Origin of the sequence: Candidatus Poriferisodalis sp. (assembly GCF_965262965.1) — a bacterium.
In the GTDB taxonomy this organism is placed as follows: Bacteria; Actinomycetota; Acidimicrobiia; order Acidimicrobiales; family Poriferisodalaceae; genus Poriferisodalis.
Genome location: NZ_OZ253573.1, coordinates 1,186,467 through 1,206,956 on the forward strand (window position 1 = coordinate 1,186,467; position 20,490 = coordinate 1,206,956).

Annotated in this window: 17 protein-coding genes; 2 read left to right on the forward strand and 15 right to left on the reverse strand. The window is 65.0% G+C overall.

The genetic code is table 11. From position 1 onward, the window contains the following. Positions 1 to 386 precede the first annotated feature (386 nt). Both ACQY5K_RS05690 and ACQY5K_RS05695 read left to right on the forward strand, forming a co-directional pair. Complete coding sequence (locus tag ACQY5K_RS05690; RefSeq protein ID WP_419922808.1) at positions 387 to 1,253, forward strand: sigma-70 family RNA polymerase sigma factor; 867 nt, start codon at positions 387 to 389, stop codon at positions 1,251 to 1,253. Further along, the gene (locus ACQY5K_RS05695) at positions 1,231 to 2,646 is read left to right on the forward strand and encodes a class II 3-deoxy-7-phosphoheptulonate synthase (RefSeq protein ID WP_428120870.1); all 1,416 of its coding nucleotides are present in this window, start codon (positions 1,231 to 1,233) and stop codon (positions 2,644 to 2,646) included. The genes ACQY5K_RS05690 and ACQY5K_RS05695 overlap by 23 nt, the downstream gene beginning before the upstream one ends. Positions 2,647 to 2,655: 9 nt before the next feature. Here the strand turns inward: ACQY5K_RS05695 and ACQY5K_RS05700 are convergent, their stop codons facing one another. The 15 genes from ACQY5K_RS05700 to ACQY5K_RS05770 all read right to left on the reverse strand — a co-directional run bounded on the left by ACQY5K_RS05700 (position 2,656) and on the right by ACQY5K_RS05770 (position 20,472). Continuing rightward, positions 2,656 to 4,092, reverse strand: coding sequence for a vWA domain-containing protein (locus tag ACQY5K_RS05700; protein ID WP_428120872.1), 1,437 nt, complete (start codon positions 4,090 to 4,092; stop codon positions 2,656 to 2,658). Between the two features lie 4 nt (positions 4,093 to 4,096). Then, the gene (locus tag ACQY5K_RS05705; RefSeq protein WP_428120874.1) at positions 4,097 to 4,996 is read right to left on the reverse strand and encodes an AAA family ATPase; all 900 of its coding nucleotides are present in this window, start codon (positions 4,994 to 4,996) and stop codon (positions 4,097 to 4,099) included. A 42-nt stretch (positions 4,997 to 5,038) separates the two neighbouring features. Beyond that, positions 5,039 to 6,325, reverse strand: a complete 1,287-nt coding sequence (locus ACQY5K_RS05710) for a glutamate-5-semialdehyde dehydrogenase (RefSeq protein WP_428120876.1) — start codon at positions 6,323 to 6,325, stop codon at positions 5,039 to 5,041. Positions 6,326 to 6,388: 63 nt separating this feature from the next. After that, on the reverse strand, positions 6,389 to 7,522 hold the full coding sequence (gene proB, locus ACQY5K_RS05715) for a glutamate 5-kinase (RefSeq protein WP_428120878.1): 1,134 nt from the start codon (positions 7,520 to 7,522) through the stop codon (positions 6,389 to 6,391). Positions 7,523 to 7,563: 41 nt separating this feature from the next. Then, complete coding sequence (obgE, locus tag ACQY5K_RS05720; protein ID WP_428120880.1) at positions 7,564 to 8,835, reverse strand: GTPase ObgE; 1,272 nt, start codon at positions 8,833 to 8,835, stop codon at positions 7,564 to 7,566. A gap of 113 nt (positions 8,836 to 8,948) precedes the next feature. Beyond that, positions 8,949 to 9,200, reverse strand: coding sequence for a 50S ribosomal protein L27 (rpmA, locus tag ACQY5K_RS05725; protein ID WP_419922801.1), 252 nt, complete (start codon positions 9,198 to 9,200; stop codon positions 8,949 to 8,951). A 3-nt stretch (positions 9,201 to 9,203) separates the two neighbouring features. Further along, positions 9,204 to 9,515: a 50S ribosomal protein L21 gene (gene rplU, locus ACQY5K_RS05730; RefSeq protein ID WP_428120882.1), complete on the reverse strand. Its 312-nt coding sequence runs from the start codon at positions 9,513 to 9,515 to the stop codon at positions 9,204 to 9,206. A 95-nt stretch (positions 9,516 to 9,610) separates the two neighbouring features. Further along, a complete protein-coding gene (locus ACQY5K_RS05735) occupies positions 9,611 to 11,005 on the reverse strand; it encodes an Rne/Rng family ribonuclease (RefSeq protein ID WP_428120885.1) in 1,395 nt (464 codons plus the stop codon). Between the two features lie 526 nt (positions 11,006 to 11,531). Beyond that, on the reverse strand, positions 11,532 to 12,467 hold the full coding sequence (locus tag ACQY5K_RS05740; protein WP_428120888.1) for a TIGR03936 family radical SAM-associated protein: 936 nt from the start codon (positions 12,465 to 12,467) through the stop codon (positions 11,532 to 11,534). Further along, positions 12,397 to 14,406: a TIGR03960 family B12-binding radical SAM protein gene (locus ACQY5K_RS05745; RefSeq protein WP_428120890.1), complete on the reverse strand. Its 2,010-nt coding sequence runs from the start codon at positions 14,404 to 14,406 to the stop codon at positions 12,397 to 12,399. The genes ACQY5K_RS05740 and ACQY5K_RS05745 overlap by 71 nt, the downstream gene beginning before the upstream one ends. Positions 14,407 to 14,514: 108 nt before the next feature. Next, positions 14,515 to 15,687: a rod shape-determining protein RodA gene (gene rodA, locus ACQY5K_RS05750; protein WP_428120893.1), complete on the reverse strand. Its 1,173-nt coding sequence runs from the start codon at positions 15,685 to 15,687 to the stop codon at positions 14,515 to 14,517. Next, entirely contained in the window at positions 15,687 to 17,876 is a 2,190-nt protein-coding gene (gene mrdA / locus ACQY5K_RS05755) for a penicillin-binding protein 2 (protein WP_428120895.1), read from the reverse strand. The genes rodA and mrdA overlap by 1 nt, the downstream gene beginning before the upstream one ends. Further along, on the reverse strand, positions 17,869 to 18,411 hold the full coding sequence (locus ACQY5K_RS05760; protein WP_419922794.1) for a hypothetical protein: 543 nt from the start codon (positions 18,409 to 18,411) through the stop codon (positions 17,869 to 17,871). Before ACQY5K_RS05760 ends, mrdA begins: the two co-directional genes overlap by 8 nt. Positions 18,412 to 18,454: 43 nt before the next feature. Next, positions 18,455 to 19,390: a rod shape-determining protein MreC gene (mreC, locus tag ACQY5K_RS05765; protein ID WP_428120901.1), complete on the reverse strand. Its 936-nt coding sequence runs from the start codon at positions 19,388 to 19,390 to the stop codon at positions 18,455 to 18,457. Between the two features lie 65 nt (positions 19,391 to 19,455). Further along, positions 19,456 to 20,472: a rod shape-determining protein gene (locus ACQY5K_RS05770; protein ID WP_428122567.1), complete on the reverse strand. Its 1,017-nt coding sequence runs from the start codon at positions 20,470 to 20,472 to the stop codon at positions 19,456 to 19,458. Between the last annotated feature and the right edge of the window lie 18 nt (positions 20,473 to 20,490).

Sequence of the window (20,490 nt, forward strand, 5' to 3'; positions counted from 1 at the left end):
TCGCAGTGTAGGGTTGCGTCCCACACCACATGAATCTCCGTGCGCACGTGCATCAAAGTGCCAGTTGTTGCGCGCGCCCTGTGCTGTGTGTTACGTTTTGATTGTCCGCCCACAGCAGTGGTCTGCATGGTCCCATATCGACGGACCGACGGTGCATTCACTGATTGCGGTGCGATGCCGGGCTTCGGGATTTTCTCGTAGTTCGACAACGCTGGCGGGCGAACAAGCAAACACGGTGCCATCGGGACGATGGCACCACCCCAAGAGCGCCTGAGTCCGGGTCGAATTGGCCTGACAAGGGCGCTATATACCCGGTGCCCCCCACCGGGTGGTATGGCAAGGCAAGTAACTGAACCGGCTGCCCCCTGCCGGTTGGAGCGTGTGTGATGGATTCTGTTGGCCAGTACCTGAACGAAATCGGCGCGGTAGCGCTGCTGACGGCTGGGGACGAGCGCATGCTCTCCCAGCAGATCGAGGCGGGCCGCGACGCCCGTGAGCGTCTCGACAGCGACGAGGTGCAGACCGTGGCTGAGCGGCGCGACTTCCGTAAGGCGGTTCAGACCGCCGCTGCTGCGCGTGACCGCTTCATCCGGGCGAACCTCCGCCTGGTCGTCTCGATCGCCCGGCGCTACCCGCTGCCGCCGACCCTCGAACTCCTGGACCTGATCCAGGAGGGCAACCTGGGCCTCGAGCACGCAGTCGAAAAGTTCGACTGGCGGCGTGGCTTCAAGTTCTCAACGTATGCAACGTTCTGGATCCGCCAGTCCATCGGACGCGCGCTGGACCAGAAGGGAAGCCTCATCCGTCTGCCTTCAGACCGTTCCGCGACACTGCGTGCCGCGCTTCGCCACAATGGCGGCGACAGTGACTCGCTTGACGACGAGAACGCATGGCTGCAGCGGATCAGCACGCCCACGTCGCTCGACAAGACCGTCGGCGATGACGGCGACAGCGCGCTGATCGACCTCATCGGAGACGACGCCCCGGGGCCCGAGCACTTCGCCATCGAAGCTGACCGTCGCGGGATGGTCATGTCGATGCTGGGTCGGCTGGACAAGCGCGCCCGCTACGCAGTGGCGCGTCGCAACGGAATCATCGACGGCGAGCAGCGGAGCTACCGCGAGATCGGCGAAGAGCTGGGTGTGACCGCCGAGGCGGCACGTCGACTCGTCAAGCGCGCTGTCGACGAGCTGCAGAGCTTGGCCGCTGACGGCGAGTTCGTAGACATCGATGCCGACGCAGACGCTGTCTGAAGCGACTCGGCCTGCCACCGCGGCTACCGACTCCGCCTCCCAGTCCCCGCACGCGCCAGGATGGCGTCCAGACTCATGGGCCGGACGGTCCGCGGGCCAGCAGCCTGAATGGCCCGACGCTCATGCGCTGGCGGAATCGCTGGCAGAATTGCGGCGACGTCCGCCGCTGGTATTTGCAGGCGAGGCACGGCGACTGACCGAGCATCTCGGCCGCGTCTGCGCCGGCGAAGCGTTTCTGCTGCAGGCCGGCGATTGCGCCGAGTCATTCGAGCTCTCGACAGCGGACCAGATTCGCGACCGGCTCAAGGTCATCCTGCAGATGGCGGTCGTGCTGCAGTACTCCGCCGGACTGCCGATCGTGAAGGTCGGGCGCATCGCGGGACAATTCGCAAAACCGCGCAGTTCTGCCACCGAGACCCGTGACGGCGTCACGCTTCCGGTCTTCCGCGGTCACATCGTCAACGACATTGCATTTGACGAGCAGTCCCGCAAGCCCGATCCCGCCCGGCTCCTACAGGCGTACAACACGTCGGCCGCAACGCTGAATCTGCTGCGGGCGTTCACCCGCGGCGGGTACGCCGACCTGCGTCAGGTGCATACCTGGAACCAGGAATTCGTGGCTTCGAGCCCTGTCGGACAGCGCTATGAGACGCTCGCCAACGGCATTGCCGCCGCGCTGCGCTTCATGAACGCCTGCGGACTCGACACCGACGACAGCGCGATGCGCCAAGTTGAGCTGTACACCAGCCACGAAGCGCTGCTCCTGGGTTACGAAGAGGCTCTCACTCGTACCGACAGCATCACGGGTGACTGGTACGACTGCTCGGCACACATGCTGTGGATCGGCGAGCGAACCCGGGAGCTCGACGGTGCTCATGTCGAGTTCCTCCGCGGCGTGCACAACCCCATTGGCACCAAGCTCGGTCCGACCGCTACTCCCCAGGAGGCACTCGACCTGTGCGAAACGCTCAATCCAGGTCGTATACCGGGCCGGCTGACGCTCACCAGTCGCATGGGCGCAGGAAACGTGGCGGCATCGTTCGGCCCGATTCTGCGGGCCGTGATCGCTGCGGGTCATCCTGTCGTGTGGCAGTGCGACCCGATGCACGGCAACACCTATGCGACCGATGACGGCACAAAGACCCGCCATTTCGACGCCATCCTCGCCGAGATGCGTGAGTACTTCGCCGTGCATGCCGACGTCGGCACGTGGCCCGGCGGCATGCATCTTGAGATCACCGGCGATGCCGTGACCGAGTGCGTCGGTGGTGGCGACGATCTCGCTGCGCACCAGTTGGGCGACCGCTACGAGACGATGTGCGACCCGCGACTCAATGCGCGCCAGTCGCTCGACCTCGCCTTCATGGCCGCTGAACTGCTCGGCACTGCCTAGCAGCGCGAATCAGGCGAGGTTGTCGACGAAGCCTTCGAGCTGGCGCAGGTTGCGGCACTCGAAGACGCCGTCGGTGTAGGTGCTGTATTCGGTGATGACCGAGTCACCGGTGTCCCAGTAGGACTTGGGTTCGGGATTCAGCCAGAACACCGAGCGGGCTCGCTTCTGGCACTCCTTGAGCACCCATGCATTGGTGGAGTGGTAGTTGTTGCGGGCGTCGCCGAGGAACATCATCGTCGACTTGGCGTTGACATCCTTGCCGAAGCTCTCCCAGAACACGCCGAACGCGTGGCCGTAGTCAGAGTGGCCGTCGACCCACACGACGTCCGCCTCGGTGTTCACACGGTGCACTGCGTTGGTGATGTCCTCTTCGTTCCGGAACATATGCGTGACTTCGTCGATGCCGTCGATGAAGACGAACGAGCGCACCTTGGAGAACTGGTTCTGCAGCGCGTAGACCAGATGCAGCGTGAAGCGGGCGAAGGCCGCGACCGAGCCTGAGATGTCAGCGACAACGATGAGTTCGGGCTTGTTGGGGCGCGGATGGCGGAACCGCGGATCCGCGGGGACACCGCCGTAGCTGAGCGATTGGCGCATCGTCGCACGGAAATCCAGCGGGCCACGGCGCTTGTGCTTGCGCTTGCGCGCCAGGCGAGCGGCCAGCTTGCGCGTCAGCGGCCCGATGGCTTTGCGGATGTTGGCCATCTCCTCACGGCTGGCGTGCATGAAGTCGACATCCTCAGGCAATGGTTTGCGCAGTGTCTTGGCCATGGCCTCGACACCGCGGTCAGCTACGAGGCGGCGCCGGATCTCGGCTTCGATCTCGCGCTTGAGCTGCTCGATGCGGTTCTCGAACTCCTCGCGTTCGAGCCGCTCCGCCAATTGCGTCATGTCGCCTTCGTAGCGCTGGGACGACTCGTCCATGAGACGCTCGAGCATCCCGTCGAGATCCAGATTCCGCAGCGTTCGATACAGGTAGTACGTGCCGCCGACGGGCCGACCCGGTTCCATGCCGGCGAACTGCGTCACCGCGGCGCGGGCCATCGCGGCCATCATCGCCTCGTCCGCGTTGAGCAGCGCCCGCAAGAGCATCTCGGCGATCTCTTCGGGGGACATGTCCTGGCCGCCGCCGCGGCCGCCCATGCCCTGCATCTGCTGGGACATCCACTCTTCGAGGTTGTCCGGGTCGAACTCGCCGTCGCCGTTCTCGTCGCCGACGTTGTACTCGGGTCCGCGCAGCGAGAAGTAGACCTCGAAGACCGTCTCGAACGCGCGCCAATGTTGCTCGTTCTTGACCATGGTGGCGGCCAGCGCATACTTGAACGCATCGCGGTCCTCGATCGGGATGTGCTTGACCGCCTCCATCGCGTCGAGGTTCTCGGTCAGCGAGACGGGCAGCCCGGCGTTGCGCAGCTCCCCAACAAAGCCGCTGAGCAGGTCCAGCATCGCCCTACGCCTCGACCGTCAGTTCCTTGGCAGTCTTTTCGATGTCCGACTGGTACTTGAGCAAGATGTGCAGCGTCGCTTTGGCCTGCTCCACATCGATGTTCTCGATGCCGAGCAGCACCAGCGTCCGGGCCCAGTCGAGGGTCTCCGACACCGACGGCGCCTTCTTGAGGTCAAGCTGGCGGATGGAGCGCACCACTCGAGCGATCTGTTCGGCCAGGTTCTCGGTGATGCCCTCGACCTTGGTGACCACAATCTGTTTCTCACGTTCGAGGTCGGGATAGTCGATGTGCAAGAACAGGCATCGGCGCTTCAGCGCTTCGGACAGTTCACGCGTGTTGTTCGACGTCAGGAACACGAGGGGAATCTGGGTTGCCATGATGGTGCCGAGCTCTGGAATCGACACTTGGTATTCCGAAAGAATCTCCAACAGCAGGGCCTCGGTCTCGACCTCGACCCGGTCCACTTCGTCAATCAGGAGGACAACCTTGTCCTGCGCACTGATGGCCTCGAGCAGCGGGCGCGTCAGCAGGAATTCATCCTGGAAGATGTCGTCCTGCAGCTCGACCCAGTCCTCGTGCTCGGCGTCCACACCCCGGTCTGCCTGGATGCGCAGAAGCTGCTTCTTGTAGTTCCACTCGTACAGCGCTTTGGCTTCGTCAAGACCTTCGTAGCACTGCAGCCGAATGAGGCGAGCCCCCGTCATGGCGGCGACCGACTTGGCCAGCTCTGTCTTGCCCGTGCCAGCAGGTCCCTCCACCAGCACCGGCTTGCCGAGCCGCTCGGCGAGGTACACGACGCTGGCAATGCCGTCATCGGCGAGGTACCCGACGTCTGCCAAGCCTTCACGGACACCCGAGAGGTCTCCGAACATTGTGTCGCCCATCGTGGGTGTCTCCTTCATCAGAACGATCAGTGTGGCGGCTACGAGCCGATGGCCGCACGCTCAGCCGCGGGTGTGGCCTTCGCCGGTTACCACGAACTTGGTGGTTGTGAGCTGTTCAAGGCCCATGGGGCCCCTGGCGTGCAGCTTTTGGGTGCTGATGCCGATCTCTGCGCCGAAACCGAATTCCTCCCCGTCGACGAAGCGCGTCGACGCGTTGACGAGGACCGCTGCGGCATCCACACGCCGTGTGAACTCCTGCGCTGCGGCCAGGCTGCGCGTCACGATCGCCTCGCTATGGCCAGAACCGTGCCGGTCAATGTGCTCGATCGCCGCGTCGAGGTCATCCACGACAGCCACGCTCATCTTGAGTGCAAGAAATTCGGTCGAGAAGTCAGCGGGCGTCGCCGGAGCGATCTGGGGGACGAGCGATTGCGCCGCTGCATCGCCGACGAACTCGACCTCGGCAAGCTCGCGCACGACCTGGGGCAGAAATTCAGCCGCGATGTCGGCGTGCACCACCAGCGATTCCGCCGCGTTGCACACTGACGGCCGGCTCAGCTTCGCGTTCGCCACGATGTCCGCTGCCATGTCCAGATCGGCGTCCGCGTCGACGTAGATGTGGCAATTGCCATCGCCGTCGATCACGTAGGGCACCGTTGCATTCGCAAGCACGGATGCGATCAGGGCGGGACCGCCCCGGGGAATCAGGCAATCGATGTACTCGCGTAGCCGCATGAATTCTGCCGCGGCTTCGTGTCCGGTGTCTTCGACCAGCACCAGCGCGTCCGCGGGCAAACCGACTTTCGCCACTCCTTGGCGCAGGGCCCCAGCGATGGCCTTGTTCGACACAAGCGCGGCGGACGATCCCCGCAGGAACGCCGCATTGCCGGACTTCAGGCAGAGGCCGAAGGCGTCAGAGGTGACGTTGGGCCGGCTCTCATAGATGATCGCTACCACGCCAAGCGGAACCCGGACTCGCTCGATCTCGAGCCCGTTCGGCCTGGTCCAGCCGTCGACTACCTGTCCGACGGGATCCGCGAGCGCTTCGACGCTGCGAAGACCCGCTGCCATCGCGGCGATGCGTCCGGAATCGAGACGCAGGCGATCGACGAGCGTTTCCGATGTTCCAGCAGCCTGCGCAGCGGCAACGTCGACGTCGTTGGCGGCAAGAACCTCATCAGTCGCTGCCTCGAGCAATTCGGCCGCTGCCAGCAGCGCATCGTTGCGCTCGGCACCCGATGTGCCAGCCAGGAGTGTCGCCGCCCGCTTCGCCCGCCGGCCCAGCACAGACATCTCGGTGTCAGCGGTGTCAAGGGACGCGGGCGCGTCAAAAGCTGAGGCGGGCACCCAACAAGACTAGCCGTCGGCTTGCTGAGGGTGACTGGGAATCGTGGCGTCGCGGGGCGGTTCTCAGCCCAGAACCACGAGGTCGTCGCGGTGAACGACAAGCGGGAGAACGCCCTCGGGGAGTTCGTCACTGCGTCGACCCGCTGCCGTCCGCAACATCTCGGCGCCGAGCGCAGCCAGGCCCTTGGCGAACGTGTCGCCCCCAGGACCGGCGATGTCGATGGCATCGCCAGCCGTGAATTCGCCGTCGACATGCACGACGCCCGCGGTGAGCAGCGATTTCCCGCCTGCGGAGAGGGCCTTACGAGCTCCGTCGTCCACCGTGACGGTTCCTCGAGCCGCAACCGCGAACCCGATCCACAGCTTGCGCGCGGACACCCGGGCGTCGCGTGGGAGCACGGTCGTCCCCACGCCGGCTCGTGCGGCCGCGGCATCAACGACGACGTGAGGTCGGCGAGCCGAGGCGATCACGGTACGGATGCCGCTCCAAGAAGCCATCTTCGCCGCTGCCAGCTTGGACGCCATTCCTCCGCTTCCCACCGCGCTCGCCGATCCCGCCGCCTCCTGCAGCGATGGGCTCATCTCCAAAATCTCGGAGATGAGCGACGCATCAGGATCACGGTTGGGATCCGCCGTCAGCACACCCGGCATATCCGTGAGCAGGATCAGCAGGTCAGCACGAACAAGATTCGCAACAAGAGCGGCGATTCGGTCGTTGTCGCCATAGCGGATGGCATCGTCGGCAACAGCATCGTTCTCGTTCACGACCGGCACGACGCCGAGTTTCAGCAGGTGGCTGAAGGTCGCTCGGGCGTGCAGGTACTGGTCGCGATCCCGGAAGTCATGCGGGGCAAGCAGCACTTGGCCCACGACCATGTCTGCCGCGCCGAACAGTTCGCGGTACGAGGCCATGAGGTCGATTTGCCCGACCGCCGACATCGCCTGGAGCAATTCGGGCTCGGTGGGCCGTTCGACACCGAGGCGCTGTACCCCTGCGGTGATCGCTCCGGAGGTCACTGCGATGACCTCATGGCCAACAGCACGCACCTCCGCTATCTCCGAGGCCAGCTTGGTGACGGCGCCGAGGTCGACGTAGCCGTCGGGCGTAGTGATCGAGGAGGTACCGATCTTGACGACGAGTCGCAGCGGCGACACCGAAGACGCAGGCGGATCTGCCGCCGACCGCTCACTCGTCATCGCCCAATCCTGCCCTGCTCGGGGCCCATCCGCTCGGCCTCTCAGTCCGGTTCGTAGGTGAACTCGAAATCTCCGATGCGCACGAGATCGCCTTCGACGGCTCCGTTTCGCGCCAGCGCACGCGAGACTCCGAGACTCTCGAGTCGCCGCTGTGCCCATGCAAGCGCGTCAGGATCGGTGAGGTCCGACAGCGCGACAGCGCGCAATGCCTGCCTGCCCACAATCTCAAAAACGCCGTCGGCGAGGCGCAGCACCGTCACTCCGGTGGGTTCGGGCCGGTGAACGACGTATTGGCCTGGCGCATCGTCGATCGCGCGAGCCTCGTCGACGAGCAGCCGCAACTCCCGGAGCACCTGCGCGACTCCCTCCCCCGTCACGGCGCTGAGACGCAGGCCATGCCAATCGAGATGAGCGACATCGGCCTTCGTGCCCACGACCAGCTTGCGGCGCCGGGCCAGCTCTGGGTCGTATCTCTCCAGCTCGGCGGCCAGGACGTCCACCTGTTCGTGAGGATCACGGTTGGTGACTTCAGCGAGATCAGCCATCACCAGCAGCACTCGCGCTCTGTCGACGTGACGCAAAAACTGGTGGCCGAGGCCCTTCCCCTCAGCCGCACCTTCGATGAGGCCCGGCACGTCCGCGATCACCATCTCGAAACTGCCCGATCCGGGTCCAGGACCAGGCGCACTGCTGGCACCGTCATCGAGGCGCACGACGCCCAGATGGGGGGTGAGCGTCGTGAAGGGGTACGACGCGATCTTTGGCCGGGCTGCCGAGACAGCGCTGATGAACGTGCTCTTGCCCGCGTTCGGAAAGCCCACGAGCGCGACATCGGCCATCAGCTTGAGTTCGAGGGAGTGCCAGCGTTCCTCACCGGACTCGGACTGCGCGGCGAAATGAGGTGCTCGAAGCCGATTCGATGCGAACCGTGTGTTGCCGTGGCCCCCTCGGCCGCCATGGGCCGCGAGCCAACGATCGCCGGCGTTCACCAGATCGGCGAGCACAGCGCCATCGCTGTCTCGCACCACGGTGCCCTCTGGGACATGAACGATTTCGTCGACCCCATTTCGGCCGTGCCGCTTGCGCCCCTGACCGTGTCCGCCGTCAGTTGCACGTCGGAAGGGGAAATCGCGAAACGCGAGCAGCGAGGCGACGTTGCGATCGGCGACCAGCCAAACGTCGCCGCCCCGACCGCCGTCGCCGCCATCAGGTCCGCCACGCGGCACATGCGCTTCGCGCCGGAAAGACACGCAACCTGCCCCGCCGTTTCCGCCCTTGGCGTGCAACTGACACTCGTCGACAAAGCTGCTCATCGATCGTGACCCGTCAACCCGCGGCGATGCCGCCGCTCGAATGTTATGGCTCCGCTGGGCCTCGAGGCACTGGACGGCCGCTGACGCGCGGACCCCGCAGCGACGACGCTCGCCTAGGTGTCGATGACGTCAACCAGCCGGCGACCGCGGCGGTAGCCGAAGCGCACAACACCGGGGGCTGTCGCAAACAGCGTGTCATCCTTGCCCCGTCCGACGTTTCGGCCGGGATGAAACTTGGTGCCTCGTTGGCGAACGATGATGCCGCCGGCATCGATGGTCTGACCCGAGTACACCTTCACACCGAGGCGCTTGGCGACTGAGTCGCGTCCGTTGCGGGTCGAACCCCCGCCCTTGGTCTTGGACATCGTTCAGTCCTTCGCGATCGCCGTGATCTCGACGGTGCTGTAACGCTGCCGATGACCCCACCGGCGGCGATTGTTCGTGGCGTTCTTGTATGTGAAACCGTCGATCTTCGGACCCTTGGTCTCGCCCACCACGCGGCCGCGCACTGAAACTGAGGCTAGCTCTGCCGGTGTGGACAGCACCATGCCGTCGTCGACCAGCAGGACAGGCGTGAAGGTGACTTCTGCGCCTTGAGGGGCCTCGAGCAACTCGACCTGAAGCCGCTGACCGGCCTCGACGCGACGCTGCTTGCCGCCGGTGGCGATGACTGCATACATACCAGTGTGAGGATACCGATGGGGCCTGCGATTTGGCGCGCCATTTACGTCGAGCGACACCCAGACGCTTCGATCCGACAAGCAACTCCGCTAGCTCAAGCGAACAATGACTCGTGCAGCAGCACGCCACGCCCGTCGCAGGCGTCGCAGCGGTCAGACACCGACTCGATCAAGCCCTCGCCCGTTCGCATTCGCGTCATCTGCACGATGCCCATGTCTGAGATCGGCTCCGTCGCCGTGCGGGTCTTGTCGCGCGCGAGGGCTTCGTTGAGCGTCTCCATCAGCTGATCCCGCTGTCGCTTGTCGTCCATGTCGACAAAATCGACGACGATGATCCCGCCGATGTCGCGCAAACGAAGCTGCTTCGCTATCTCGGTCGCTGCTTCCAGATTGTTCTGAAACAGGGTCTCGTTGAGGCTGGACTTCCCGACATTGCGACCCGTGTTCACATCGACCACGGTAAGCGCCTCAGTGTGCTCGATAATGAGCGAGCCGCCCGATGGCAGCCAGACCTTGCGGTCGGTGGCTTTTCGCACCTGCTCGGCGACGTGGACACGCTCGAAGAGCGGAAGCTTCTCCTCGGTGGCGTCGTACAGATGGATGCGATCTGCCAAAGGTGCCGCGATGGCCTCCATGTAGCCCTTGACTTGCTCGAACAGCGTCGGATCGTCGATCACGACCTCGCGAAAATCGGACGTGAACTGCTCGCGGATGATCCTGACAGCGAGTTCCGGTTCGCGAAAGAGCAGCGCAGGCGCATCGGTGCGTGCTGCGAGCTCGCTGATCTGCGCCCATTGGCGAGTCAGTCGTTCGATGTCCCGTCGAATTTCTGTGGGCGTGACGTTTTCTGCTGCGGTCCGCAAGATCACACCGAAGCCTTCGGGAATTTCCTTGGCCAGCAGGGTCCGCAAGCGGCGGCGTTCGCGGCTCGGCAGACGGCGCGAGATGCCGACGGCGCTGCTGTCGGGGATGAGCACGACGAAACGTCCCGGCAGCGACACCTCTGTCGTGAGGCGTCCACCCTTGTGCCCGATCGGATTCTTGATGACCTGACACATGATCGACTGGCCGTTGCGCAGCAACGCCCCGATCGCTGGTCCGTCAGTGCGACGACCTCGCCGGCCTCCGGCGCGTTTGCGCTCACCGCTGTTGGGCGCATCCTCATCGCTATCGGCAGCTCCGGCACTCTCGGTGGCGATGGTCAGGTCGCCGCGGTACAGCACCGCCTGCTTGGGGGTGCCGATGTCCACGAAAGCCGCTTCCATTCCGGGCAGCACTCGACGCACCCGTCCCAAATAGAGGTTTCCGTAGATCTCCGACACGTCGTCGGATGGTCGGCTGACGTGGTACTCGATCAATGAGCGGCCTTCGAGTACAGCGATGTGCGTTGCAGCATCCGCAACGTGCACGCACATCCGGTACTTGCCCAGCGGCTTGCCATTGCGGTACTTCCCCCGCCGCTCCGAGAGCTGCTCGTCGTCGAGTTGCACGGGCTGGTGGTCGGCAAGGATGGCCTCGACGGGTGCATTCGAGGGCCGAGCCGATGCCGTTCGTCGGCCAGTACCGTTCGGGCCGGCCGCGTCGGTCGCCGTGCTTGTCGACCCAGAGCGGCCGCCACGGCCGCGCCCGCGGCCACCGCGTCGGCGGCGACGGCGGCTACCGCCCGCAACTTCACCTTCGGGCGCTGGGGTTTCCCCCGCTCGAGCCGGTCGGCGGTCGCCAATCTGAGGCTTACGCGCTGGCGGTGGCACGGACGGCGGCGTCAGTGCAGCGTCCTGCTCGGAGCGGACTTCGGTGGCCTCGCCGGTGTCCTGGGCGTCGGGTTTGCGGAATTTCTCAGCCGGCGCCGGAGCCTCAGTTGTCGCAACACGGCCGCCTGGTGCAACCAGGCGACGTTTGCGAACTGTGCTCGATTGGCCTTCGCCGGACTCAGAATCAGCTGCGACCGCTTTGCGGTCTGAATCATTTGCGACCGCATCGCGGTCGGTGCTTGGCGCGCTCGCGCCTGTTGTCATGTCATTCACTGACGAGTTCCTGTCGTCGATTGAGGGAGCACTGGGCGGGAGTCGCCGGTTCGGCGCGCACTCCTGCAGTGCATGTCCATTGATGTGTTCTGCGGGCAATGCCCATCTCGTGGCCGGCAGCCAGCGCCGGCACCAGTTCGCTTGGTCGTACGAGTCGCGGTGTCGCAGACAGCTCCGCCGCCAGCACCGCTCCTCGAGATGTCTCGTCCACTACGGACAGAGCGAAGATGGCGCCCCGCACGTCCTCGGTCAGAGTGCGGCCCTTGTGGACGCGTGTCGCGGGGACGTGATCCGCTTCGAGCAACTGCTTCGCCGCATCGGCAGCGTCCGCGACGCTCAGGTGCTGAATCTCGAATTGCCAACCGCACGTGTGGACCGCTGATTGCAGCGACGGACCGCCCCGTTCCTGCAGAAGGACTGCCGACACGTACATACCGTGCGGCAACGCGTCGCTCAGCGCCTCGGCAACACTGCAGTAGCTCGCTCCGCCCGCTGTCGTTTCGACGGCACAGCGACGATGGAGCGCGTGGCCGCACGCAATCTCGGGACCGTCGGCGGCCGCGCCACCCACCGCATCTGGCATGAGCGGCAGGTCCAGGTACTCCCCGTCGGATTCGTAGCCGGTCGGCAACGCCAAGCCGAAGCTGAGCCGCATGCGCGGCGAGAATCCCTCGCTGTAGACCACGGGAAGGCCGACTTTGCGCACAGCTCGCTCGGTCACACGCGCCACATCACGGTGACCTATGAAACGGATCTTGCCGGTCTTGCAAAAACGGACGCGCAGCCTCAAGGGAATCTCCCACCCGGCAGGGTGGGAGCGGCACACGGACCCGGCATCGCAACGCAAACGAGGCAGCTCATGCGCCGCCTCCCGCTGATCCAGCTGCGCCCGCAAACACGCGAGGCCGCAGCTCGACCGGCACCACATGGCCGGTCGCGAGGTCTTGTCCCGTCCCCTGACTGCCGCCGTTGGGGGCGACAGAGGACGCAACCATGTGCTCGATCCCATATTCGGTACAGGCCCCGCAGTCGTAACACGGGGTCCAGCGGCAGTCCTCCACGCCGTAACCGGCCAGAGCGTCCTGCCAGTCCTGCCACAGAAAGTCTCGGTGCAAGCCGGCACCGATGTGATCCCACGGCAGCACTTCGTCGGCACTTCGATGGCGGTGCACATACCAGTCCAGGTCGAGTCCGCACGCCGCCATCGCTTCTGCCCACATGTCCAAGTCGAAACGCTCGCTCCATTCCTGAAACGTCCCGCCCTTGCGCCACACGTACTCGATGGCGCGGCCCACACGCCGATCGCCGCGGCTGGTGATCCCCTCCGCAGTGGTCGCAGCCGGGTCGTGCCACTTGAGCTGCACCCGCCGGTTCCGACCGAGAGCTGAACGCACCAGTCGCACCTTGCGGGTCAGTTCTTCGGCCGAATTCTGCCCGAACCATTGGAATGGCGTGTGGGGCTTGGGCACGAAGCCCCCCAACGACACCGTCACCGAGGCTCGCTTGGTGTATTCCTGACCGATCCGCGCGCATGCATCTGCCAGCTCAGCGATGGCCTGGGTGTCAGGGTCCATCTCCGAGGGCAATCCCGTAAGGAAGTACAGCTTCATCCGGTGCCAGCCCTGGCTGTACGCAGATCGAACGGCTGCGTACAGGTCCTCTTCGGTGATCAGCTTGTTGATGATCTGCCGGAGTCGCCACGATCCAGCTTCGGGAGCGAACGTCAACCCAGTACGGCGCGCTTTGGAGACCTGAGCGGCAACGTCGACCGTGAATGCGTCAACACGCAGGCTCGGCAAGGACACGCTCACACGTCCCGCACCCGACGGCGTGTCACCGCAGCCACCCATCGCGTCGCCACCGAGTGCGATCGTGTCGCGCACCAGATCCCCGATGCCGCTGTAGTCCGCCGTGGAGAGCGACATCAGGCTCACCTCGTCGTATCCACTGCGCTCGAGGCCGCGACTGATCATCTCGCGGACCTGCGTTGCAGGCCGTTCCCGGACTGGTCGCGTAATCATGCCTGCCTGGCAGAAGCGGCAGCCTCTCGTACAACCCCGGAACACCTCAACCGACAAGCGGTCGTGCACGACTTCTGTGACCGGTACGAGCTGGCGCTTGGGGTACGGCCACTCGGCGAGGTCTGCGACCGTCCGCTTGCCAACCATCGGCGGCACGTCGGAATGCTTGGGCGTCACGCCCACCAGGGCCGGGCCGTCATAGGCGACGTCGTACATCGCAGGCACATACACGCCTTCGATCTTCGACAGCTCCCGCAACAGTGCCTCACGCGTCCCGGTGCGCTTGCCCGATCGCTTCCAGCCCCCGACGATCTCGGTGATCTCGCCCACGACTTCTTCGCCGTCGCCGATCACGAAGAAGTCGACGAAATCTGCGAGCGGTTCGGGATTGAAGGCGCAGTGGCCGCCTGCCCCGATCAACGGATCAGCATCGGAGCGATGTGCCGAACGCACCTCGACGCCCGCGAGGTCGATGCAATTGAGGACGTTCGTGTACACCAGTTCTGCAGAGAGATTGAACGCGATGATGTCGAACTCGCCTGCGGCTCGATGCGTGTCGACTGAGAACAGCGGCAGTCCAGCGGCCCGAAGCTCGGCTTCGAGGTCGATCCACGGCGCATATGAACGCTCGGCCCAGGAGTCTGACCGCTCGTTGAGCAACTCGTACAGAATCTGCAAGCCCTGATTCGGCAGGCCGACTTCGTACGTATCCGGGTACGTCAGCAACCACGAAGTGAGGTGCGGACCACCGGATGGTCGCTGCATCCCGTCCTCGCAGCCGATGTATCGAGCCGGCTTGGAGACACGTGGCAGCAGGGGCTCGAGCCGTGGCCACAGCGTTGTCATTTCCCGTCCAACGCTACCGGCCCGCCTCGCACATGGGGCCGATGACCCTCGATCTTGTCCACAGCGAGCCCGCGACGCCCGAGAAGGCGATGTGCCTGCTGGTACGCCCTAAAGGGCGTACCGACGCGACCCGATGCTGATGACGATGCCGATTGCGGCGAATGTTGTGAGGGTGCCTGAACCGCCATGGCTCATGAGCGGCAGCGGGATACCGGTAATCGGCATGATGCCGATGGTCATGCCGATGTTTTGGAATACCTGGAACAGCAGCATCGACAGAATGCCGACCCCGAGTAATCGTCCGAAGGGATCGCTGGCCGATCGTGCAATGAGCCAGATTCGCACCACGATGTACGCGTAGAGCGCCAGAAGCAGTGACGCGCCGACGAGACCGAATTCTTCTCCCAGCGCCGTGAAAATGAAGTCGTTGTGCTGCTCGGGCACCAGGTCCAAGTTGGTCTGCGTGCCCTGCTTCCAGCCCTGGCCCCACACGCCGCCCGCGCCGATCGCGATCTGGCTCTGCCGGAGGTTGTAGGAAGCCTTCTGAGGTTCGAAGTCCTGATCCAGAAACGCTGTCAAGCGGCCGCGTTGGGTCTCGGTCAAGAGCCTCGGACCCTGCAGCGCGTCGATGCTGAAGACGAGTACTAACGCCAGAATTCCCGCCAGCGTGACGACGACAATGTGGCGCAATTGTGCGCCCGCCACGAGCAGCATTCCCATTGCGATCGCGACGAACACCAGCATCGTGCCGAGATCAGGCTGGCGGTAAATCAGGAACATCGGCACGGCCAGCAGTAGGCCTGCATTGAACAGCGTGTCGAAGCGCAGATATCCCTCGTGACTCGCCACGAAGGCCGCTAGCGAGACGATCACCACGAGCTTGGCGAACTCTGAGGGCTGCACCTGGAACCCGACGAAGGGCAATTCGAACCATGAGCGTGCGTTGCGGATCTCGGGACCCCAGCGGAGCAGCGCCGCGAGTGCGACCAGCACCAAGAGATACGCCGGCGTGGCGTAGTGCCGCAGGACTCGATAGTCCACGGCGGCCGCTACCACCATCACGACGATGCCGATGAGCACGAAGATTGCCTGGCGTCGCGCCACCGTGAGCGGATCCGCGCCTTCAAAGCTCAGGCTGCGCCACGTCGCCGAGTAGTTCATGGCAATGCCCAAGCAGGCCACCGTCACCGCCGCCGCGGCCAGCGTGTAGTCGGCGAACCACGCCGGAGAACGCAGCTCGCGTCTCGTCGACGTCTTGGCGAGCAATCGGCCCAGCACCATCAGGTCACCCCCGAGCGGTGTCTGGGCAGGGTCGCAGCACCGAGAGCACCGTCGAACCGGTCATCGAGTTGATCAACGTCGGGGATGCCGTCGCCATCGGCATCGCCGGGCGTGTTGGCCCTGGGGATCTGGACACCCCATGGACATCCCTGCGGCACGTAGCCCATGAATGCCGGATCCCCGCGCAGCGCCTCGGGCACCTCAGGGCATTCCGGCTGCGGAGGCACGAACGCGATCTGCGGCTCGGGCCAACGCTGCTCGTAGGCGCGCACGGCCTCCAGAATGCGCCGCGCCACGGGAGCTGCGGCCTCGCCCCCAAAGCCTGCCTCCTCCATGACCACTGCAACTGCGTACCTCGGGTCGTGCGTCGGAGCCCAGGCCACGAAGACTGCCGTGTCCTCCTTCTTGCGGCGCAGCACCGCATTGAGGCCTTGAGCCTGGGTCGTGCCGGTCTTGCCCGACACGCGATAACCCTCGTGGTCGTAACCCTCAAATGCCTTGCCCGCGGTGCCGCGCAGCCGAAGGCTCGTGACATTGCTGAGACCTTCGCGCACGACCGCTGTCCCATCGGGAAAGTCGACGACGTCGAGCACGCGCGGCTCGAACGTCAGCACAGCCTCGCCAAAGGTCTCGGACTCGCGCGAGACCACAGCCTCCACGACGTTCGGCGAGAAGCGCGTGCCGCCGTTGGCGACCGTCGCGTAGGCATTGGCGAGTTGCAGCGGCGTGACGGAAACGAATCCCTGGCCGATACCGGTGTTGATGTTGTCGCCTGGGAACCAGCGCTCCGGCTCGTTGTACGGGTTGTACGCGTCGGGGTTCGCCTCGAACAGGAACTTCTTGACGTCCCCATCGGGCACACGGCCTGACTTCTCAAAGGGCAGCTGCACACCGGTGGGCGAACCGAATCCGAGCTCGCGCGCCATGTCCTGGATCGCCCACTGCTCGGGTCCGTCGATCCAATACAGGTCGTCGGCCACTTTGTAGAAGTACGCATCGCTCGATCGGGTCAACGCCGCCGACAGATCGACGGTTCCCAACGCAGCCCGATCTGAGTTGAAGAACGTGCAACGACCCGTGCATCCTCGTTCTGCAGGAATGCTGTAGTACCCGACGTCGTGGTAAGCGGCGCGCGGGGCAATGAGCCCGGCTTCAAGTCCCGCCAGCGCCGTCACCGTCTTGAAGACCGAGCCGGGCGAGTATGTGCCCTGCACCGCACGATTGTTCAATGCCCCAGGGGCGTACGGATTCTCAAACACGGACCGGTACTCGGCGATGCTCAGGCCGCCGACCATCCAATTGGGGTCGTAGGTCGGATGCGACGCCATCGCGAGCACGTCGCCATTGCGCACGTCCACTACGACCGCAGCGCCGGTGAGCGCCGGGTAGAAGAAGCCAGAATCATCGCTCACCGTCTTGCGAGCCGCAATGAGACCCTGCCGCAGGTACGACTCGACGGCGGCCTGCAACTCGACGTCGATCGACAGCACGATGTCGTGGCCGGGGCTCGGCGCGATGTCGGCGAGGATCTGCTGCACCCGATTCCGACGGTCGACTTCGAGCTTGGTACGGCCAGGCTCTCCGTGCAGCTCGGTTTCGAAGAGACCCTCGATACCGGCTCGGCCGACGCGCTCATACGGCAGGTAACCGTCGTCGATCAGTTCCCGGTGCTGGCGTTCGGACATAGCGCCGACATAGCCGACGATGTGCGCGCCGACCTCGTTCTGCGGATAGACGCGCACCCAGTCCCACTTGGCCTCGACACCGGGTATCGAGCGCTCAGCGACGCGCAGCAGTCCCTCCTCGTCGAGGCCGGTCGCCACGATCTTGGGCGCGAGGGGGTGGCTCCGCTGGTCAGCTAGGCCTTTTGCGAGTTGCTCCACCTCTACGCCCAGCAGGTCAGCCAATTCGATGAGCAGGGTCTCGACGTCCGCGTCGGTGTAGCTCGACTGGTCGAACGTGACGACGCCGGTGCGCACGTTGTCCGCGAGCAATACCCCATGACGGTCGAGGATGCGTCCGCGCGTCGGCGGCGTGATGATGATCCGCATCTGATTCGATTCGGCAGCCACGGTGTACTGATCGGTCTCGAGGACTTGCAGGTACCACAGGCGGGTGAACAGTGCGCCGAACAGCCCGACCATGACGATGCCCAGAAAGGCCATCCGGCGCCGGACTTGTTCATCCACTGCGGGACCCCCGCCCCCGAGTGCGCTCGACGGACATCGAGGGTCGAACGACGAGCGCCCAGCGCACAATTCGCTCGAGCAGCGGGTTTGCTGCAAGCGCCGCTATTGCGGTCACGATCGCGATGCGCACCAACGGTGCCTCGGTCACGTACACCAGATCCATCAACCAGCCAGCGCAGCCGAACATTCCGATCGCTCCGGCTGCGAGAACCCCAGCGATCATGGCCCGCACCGCCCGCCCCGCTGACGGCAGCTGATCTGCGATTGTCCCCGACACGTAGCCCACCAGCGTCAGTACCAACATCGACATGCCGAACGGCGTGTGGACGATGAGGTCAGAGGCCAGTCCGCATCCTCCGCCGAGCGAGGCTCCTGAACTGCGGCCGCCGACGGTCCCGCCAGCGACCGCTATCAACACGAGGGGGTCGACGATGACGCCAGCCGGTGTGATGTGGGCCCCGAACCCGACGTGCACCATGACTGCGAGAGCGATCACGAGCGCTGAACGCGGGATCGGCCCCGCACCCGCCATCATTCGCCCAGCTCCCTCATGCCAAACCGCCTCATGCCCAACAACATCATGATTGGGGCGACGGGGCTTGCGAACCCGTCGGCTCCTCCGGCTCGGGTTCTGCCGGCGCAGGACTGGTCGGCGCAGAATCGGACGGCACTGTGACCGCCGGTGACGGCGCGGTCGTCGACGGCGTACGATCCACCACGACGGGCTCAGGGATGGCCGGCTCGTACAGCAACACCTGGACCCAGCGCAGTCGCGTCAGGTTTGCCGCGGGGTGCACGGTGACGCGCTGGGCTCCGCGGACTGCGTCGGGTTCGACGTCAGTCACCGTCCCGACCAGCAGTCCAGCAGGGAACGAGCTGCCTTCGAAGCCGCTCGTCACCACGGTCTCTCCGGGAATGACCACCGTTTCGAGCTCGATGTAGCTGACTTCGAGATCACGTCCGGGGCCTCGGCCCGATGCCAGCCCGTCGTCGCCGGAGCGCACCATGCGCACACCCGCGTCGAAATTCGGATCGGTCAACAATTCCACCCGCGACCACGTCGCGCTGGCCTGAACGACTCGGCCCACTATTCCGTGGCCGCTCTCGACGGGCATGCCCTCACGGATGCCGTCCCAGCGACCCTTCGCCAGCTCAATGGTTCGCTCGAAATTCGACACCGGCGCATCGATGACCCGAGCAGTCACCCGCTGGATCGACTGGGCGTTGTCGCGCGCCCCGAGCAGCCCGAGCAGATCCTGGCGGTCCCGTTCGAGTTCTCCGACCCGCAGCACCGACGCTTCAGCTGTGGCGAGCTCGCTGCGCAATTGCGCGTTCTCCGCCTCGAGGTCACTGAAGCCGGCGATTCCCCGCCACGCATTGCGGACCGGCGTGATGACCCAGTCGCCAACGCTGCGTACCGGCCCTAGCACGTCCAGCGCGGCTCCCCTGGCGGTGTCCAGAGCGCCGCCCGAACCTCTGGCGTCAAGCGTCAGCAGCGCGATAGCCGTCACCACGAGTAGCGCCAATCGGAGCCACGTGCGTCTCCGAATTCCGGCGCGGTGGGCCACGGTGCGGGGCGTCAGCGCCCCTCACCGGAGGAGAACAGCACTCCGTGCAGGACGTCGAACTCCTCGAGCGTCTGGCCCGAGCCGCGCACTACCGCAAACAGCGGGTCCTGAGCAACATGGACCTCGACACCGGTTTCGGACCGCAGCCGATCCGTCAAGCCACGCAGCAACGCGCCGCCGCCGGCAAGCGTGATGCCATGGTCCATGACGTCAGCCGCCAACTCGGGCGCTGTGTCATCGAGGGTCGCCTTGACAGAGTCCACGATCGCGCTGACCGGTGCCGCAATGGCTTCCCTGATCTCGACGCTGTCCACGCTGACCGATTCGGGAAGTCCGGTCACCATGTCGCGGCCCCGCACCTCGGCATAGATCTCGGAATTCAAGGGCCACGCAGAGCCCAAGGCCAGCTTGAGCTCTTCAGCGGTGCGCTCCCCGATGATGAGACCGTGCTCTTTCTTGATGTGCGCCACGATTGCGGCGTCGATCATGTTGCCGCCGACGCGGGCCGAACGCGCGGTGACGATCCCGCCCAGCGAGATCACCGCTACTTCGGTGGTGCCGCCGCCGATGTCCACAATCATGTTGCCGCGCGCCGACTGGACCGGAAGCCCGGCACCGATCGCCGCGGCCATCGGCTCTTCGATGATGTAGGCACGGCGGGCACCTGCGTATTCCGCCGCTTCCTGCACAGCGCGCTGCTCCACACCCGTAATCCCCGACGGCACGCAGATCACCATGCGCGGCTTCGGCCAGCGAGTCTGCGTGACCTCGGTAATGAAATGCCGGAGCATTTTTTCGCAGATGTCGAAGTCGGCGATCACGCCGTCCTTGAGAGGACTGATGGCCGAGATGTTGCCCGGTGTGCGCCCGATCATGCGCTTGGCCTCGTGGCCGACAGCGAGCGAATTGCCCGTCGCCGCATCAACCGCGACGACTGACGGCTCGTTCAGCACGATGCCCCGACCGCGCACAAATACGGTCGTGTTGGCCGTACCGAGATCGACGGCAATATCTCTGCCGCCAAACACGTTGCCGCGTCGGCGGCG

Coding starts and splice junctions, on each gene's coding strand:
- ACQY5K_RS05690 (WP_419922808.1), top strand. CDS start 387: ATGGATTCTGTTGGCCAGTACCTGAACGAAATCGGCGCGGTAGCGCTG.
- ACQY5K_RS05695 (WP_428120870.1), top strand. CDS start 1,231: ATGCCGACGCAGACGCTGTCTGAAGCGACTCGGCCTGCCACCGCGGCT.
- ACQY5K_RS05700 (WP_428120872.1), bottom strand. CDS start 4,092: ATGCTGGACCTGCTCAGCGGCTTTGTTGGGGAGCTGCGCAACGCCGGG.
- ACQY5K_RS05705 (WP_428120874.1), bottom strand. CDS start 4,996: ATGAAGGAGACACCCACGATGGGCGACACAATGTTCGGAGACCTCTCG.
- proB (WP_428120878.1), bottom strand. CDS start 7,522: ATGACGAGTGAGCGGTCGGCGGCAGATCCGCCTGCGTCTTCGGTGTCG.
- obgE (WP_428120880.1), bottom strand. CDS start 8,835: ATGAGCAGCTTTGTCGACGAGTGTCAGTTGCACGCCAAGGGCGGAAAC.
- rpmA (WP_419922801.1), bottom strand. CDS start 9,200: ATGTCCAAGACCAAGGGCGGGGGTTCGACCCGCAACGGACGCGACTCA.
- rplU (WP_428120882.1), bottom strand. CDS start 9,515: ATGTATGCAGTCATCGCCACCGGCGGCAAGCAGCGTCGCGTCGAGGCC.
- ACQY5K_RS05740 (WP_428120888.1), bottom strand. CDS start 12,467: ATGTGGTGCCGGTCGAGCTGCGGCCTCGCGTGTTTGCGGGCGCAGCTG.
- ACQY5K_RS05745 (WP_428120890.1), bottom strand. CDS start 14,406: ATGACAACGCTGTGGCCACGGCTCGAGCCCCTGCTGCCACGTGTCTCC.
- rodA (WP_428120893.1), bottom strand. CDS start 15,687: ATGGTGCTGGGCCGATTGCTCGCCAAGACGTCGACGAGACGCGAGCTG.
- ACQY5K_RS05760 (WP_419922794.1), bottom strand. CDS start 18,411: ATGATGGCGGGTGCGGGGCCGATCCCGCGTTCAGCGCTCGTGATCGCT.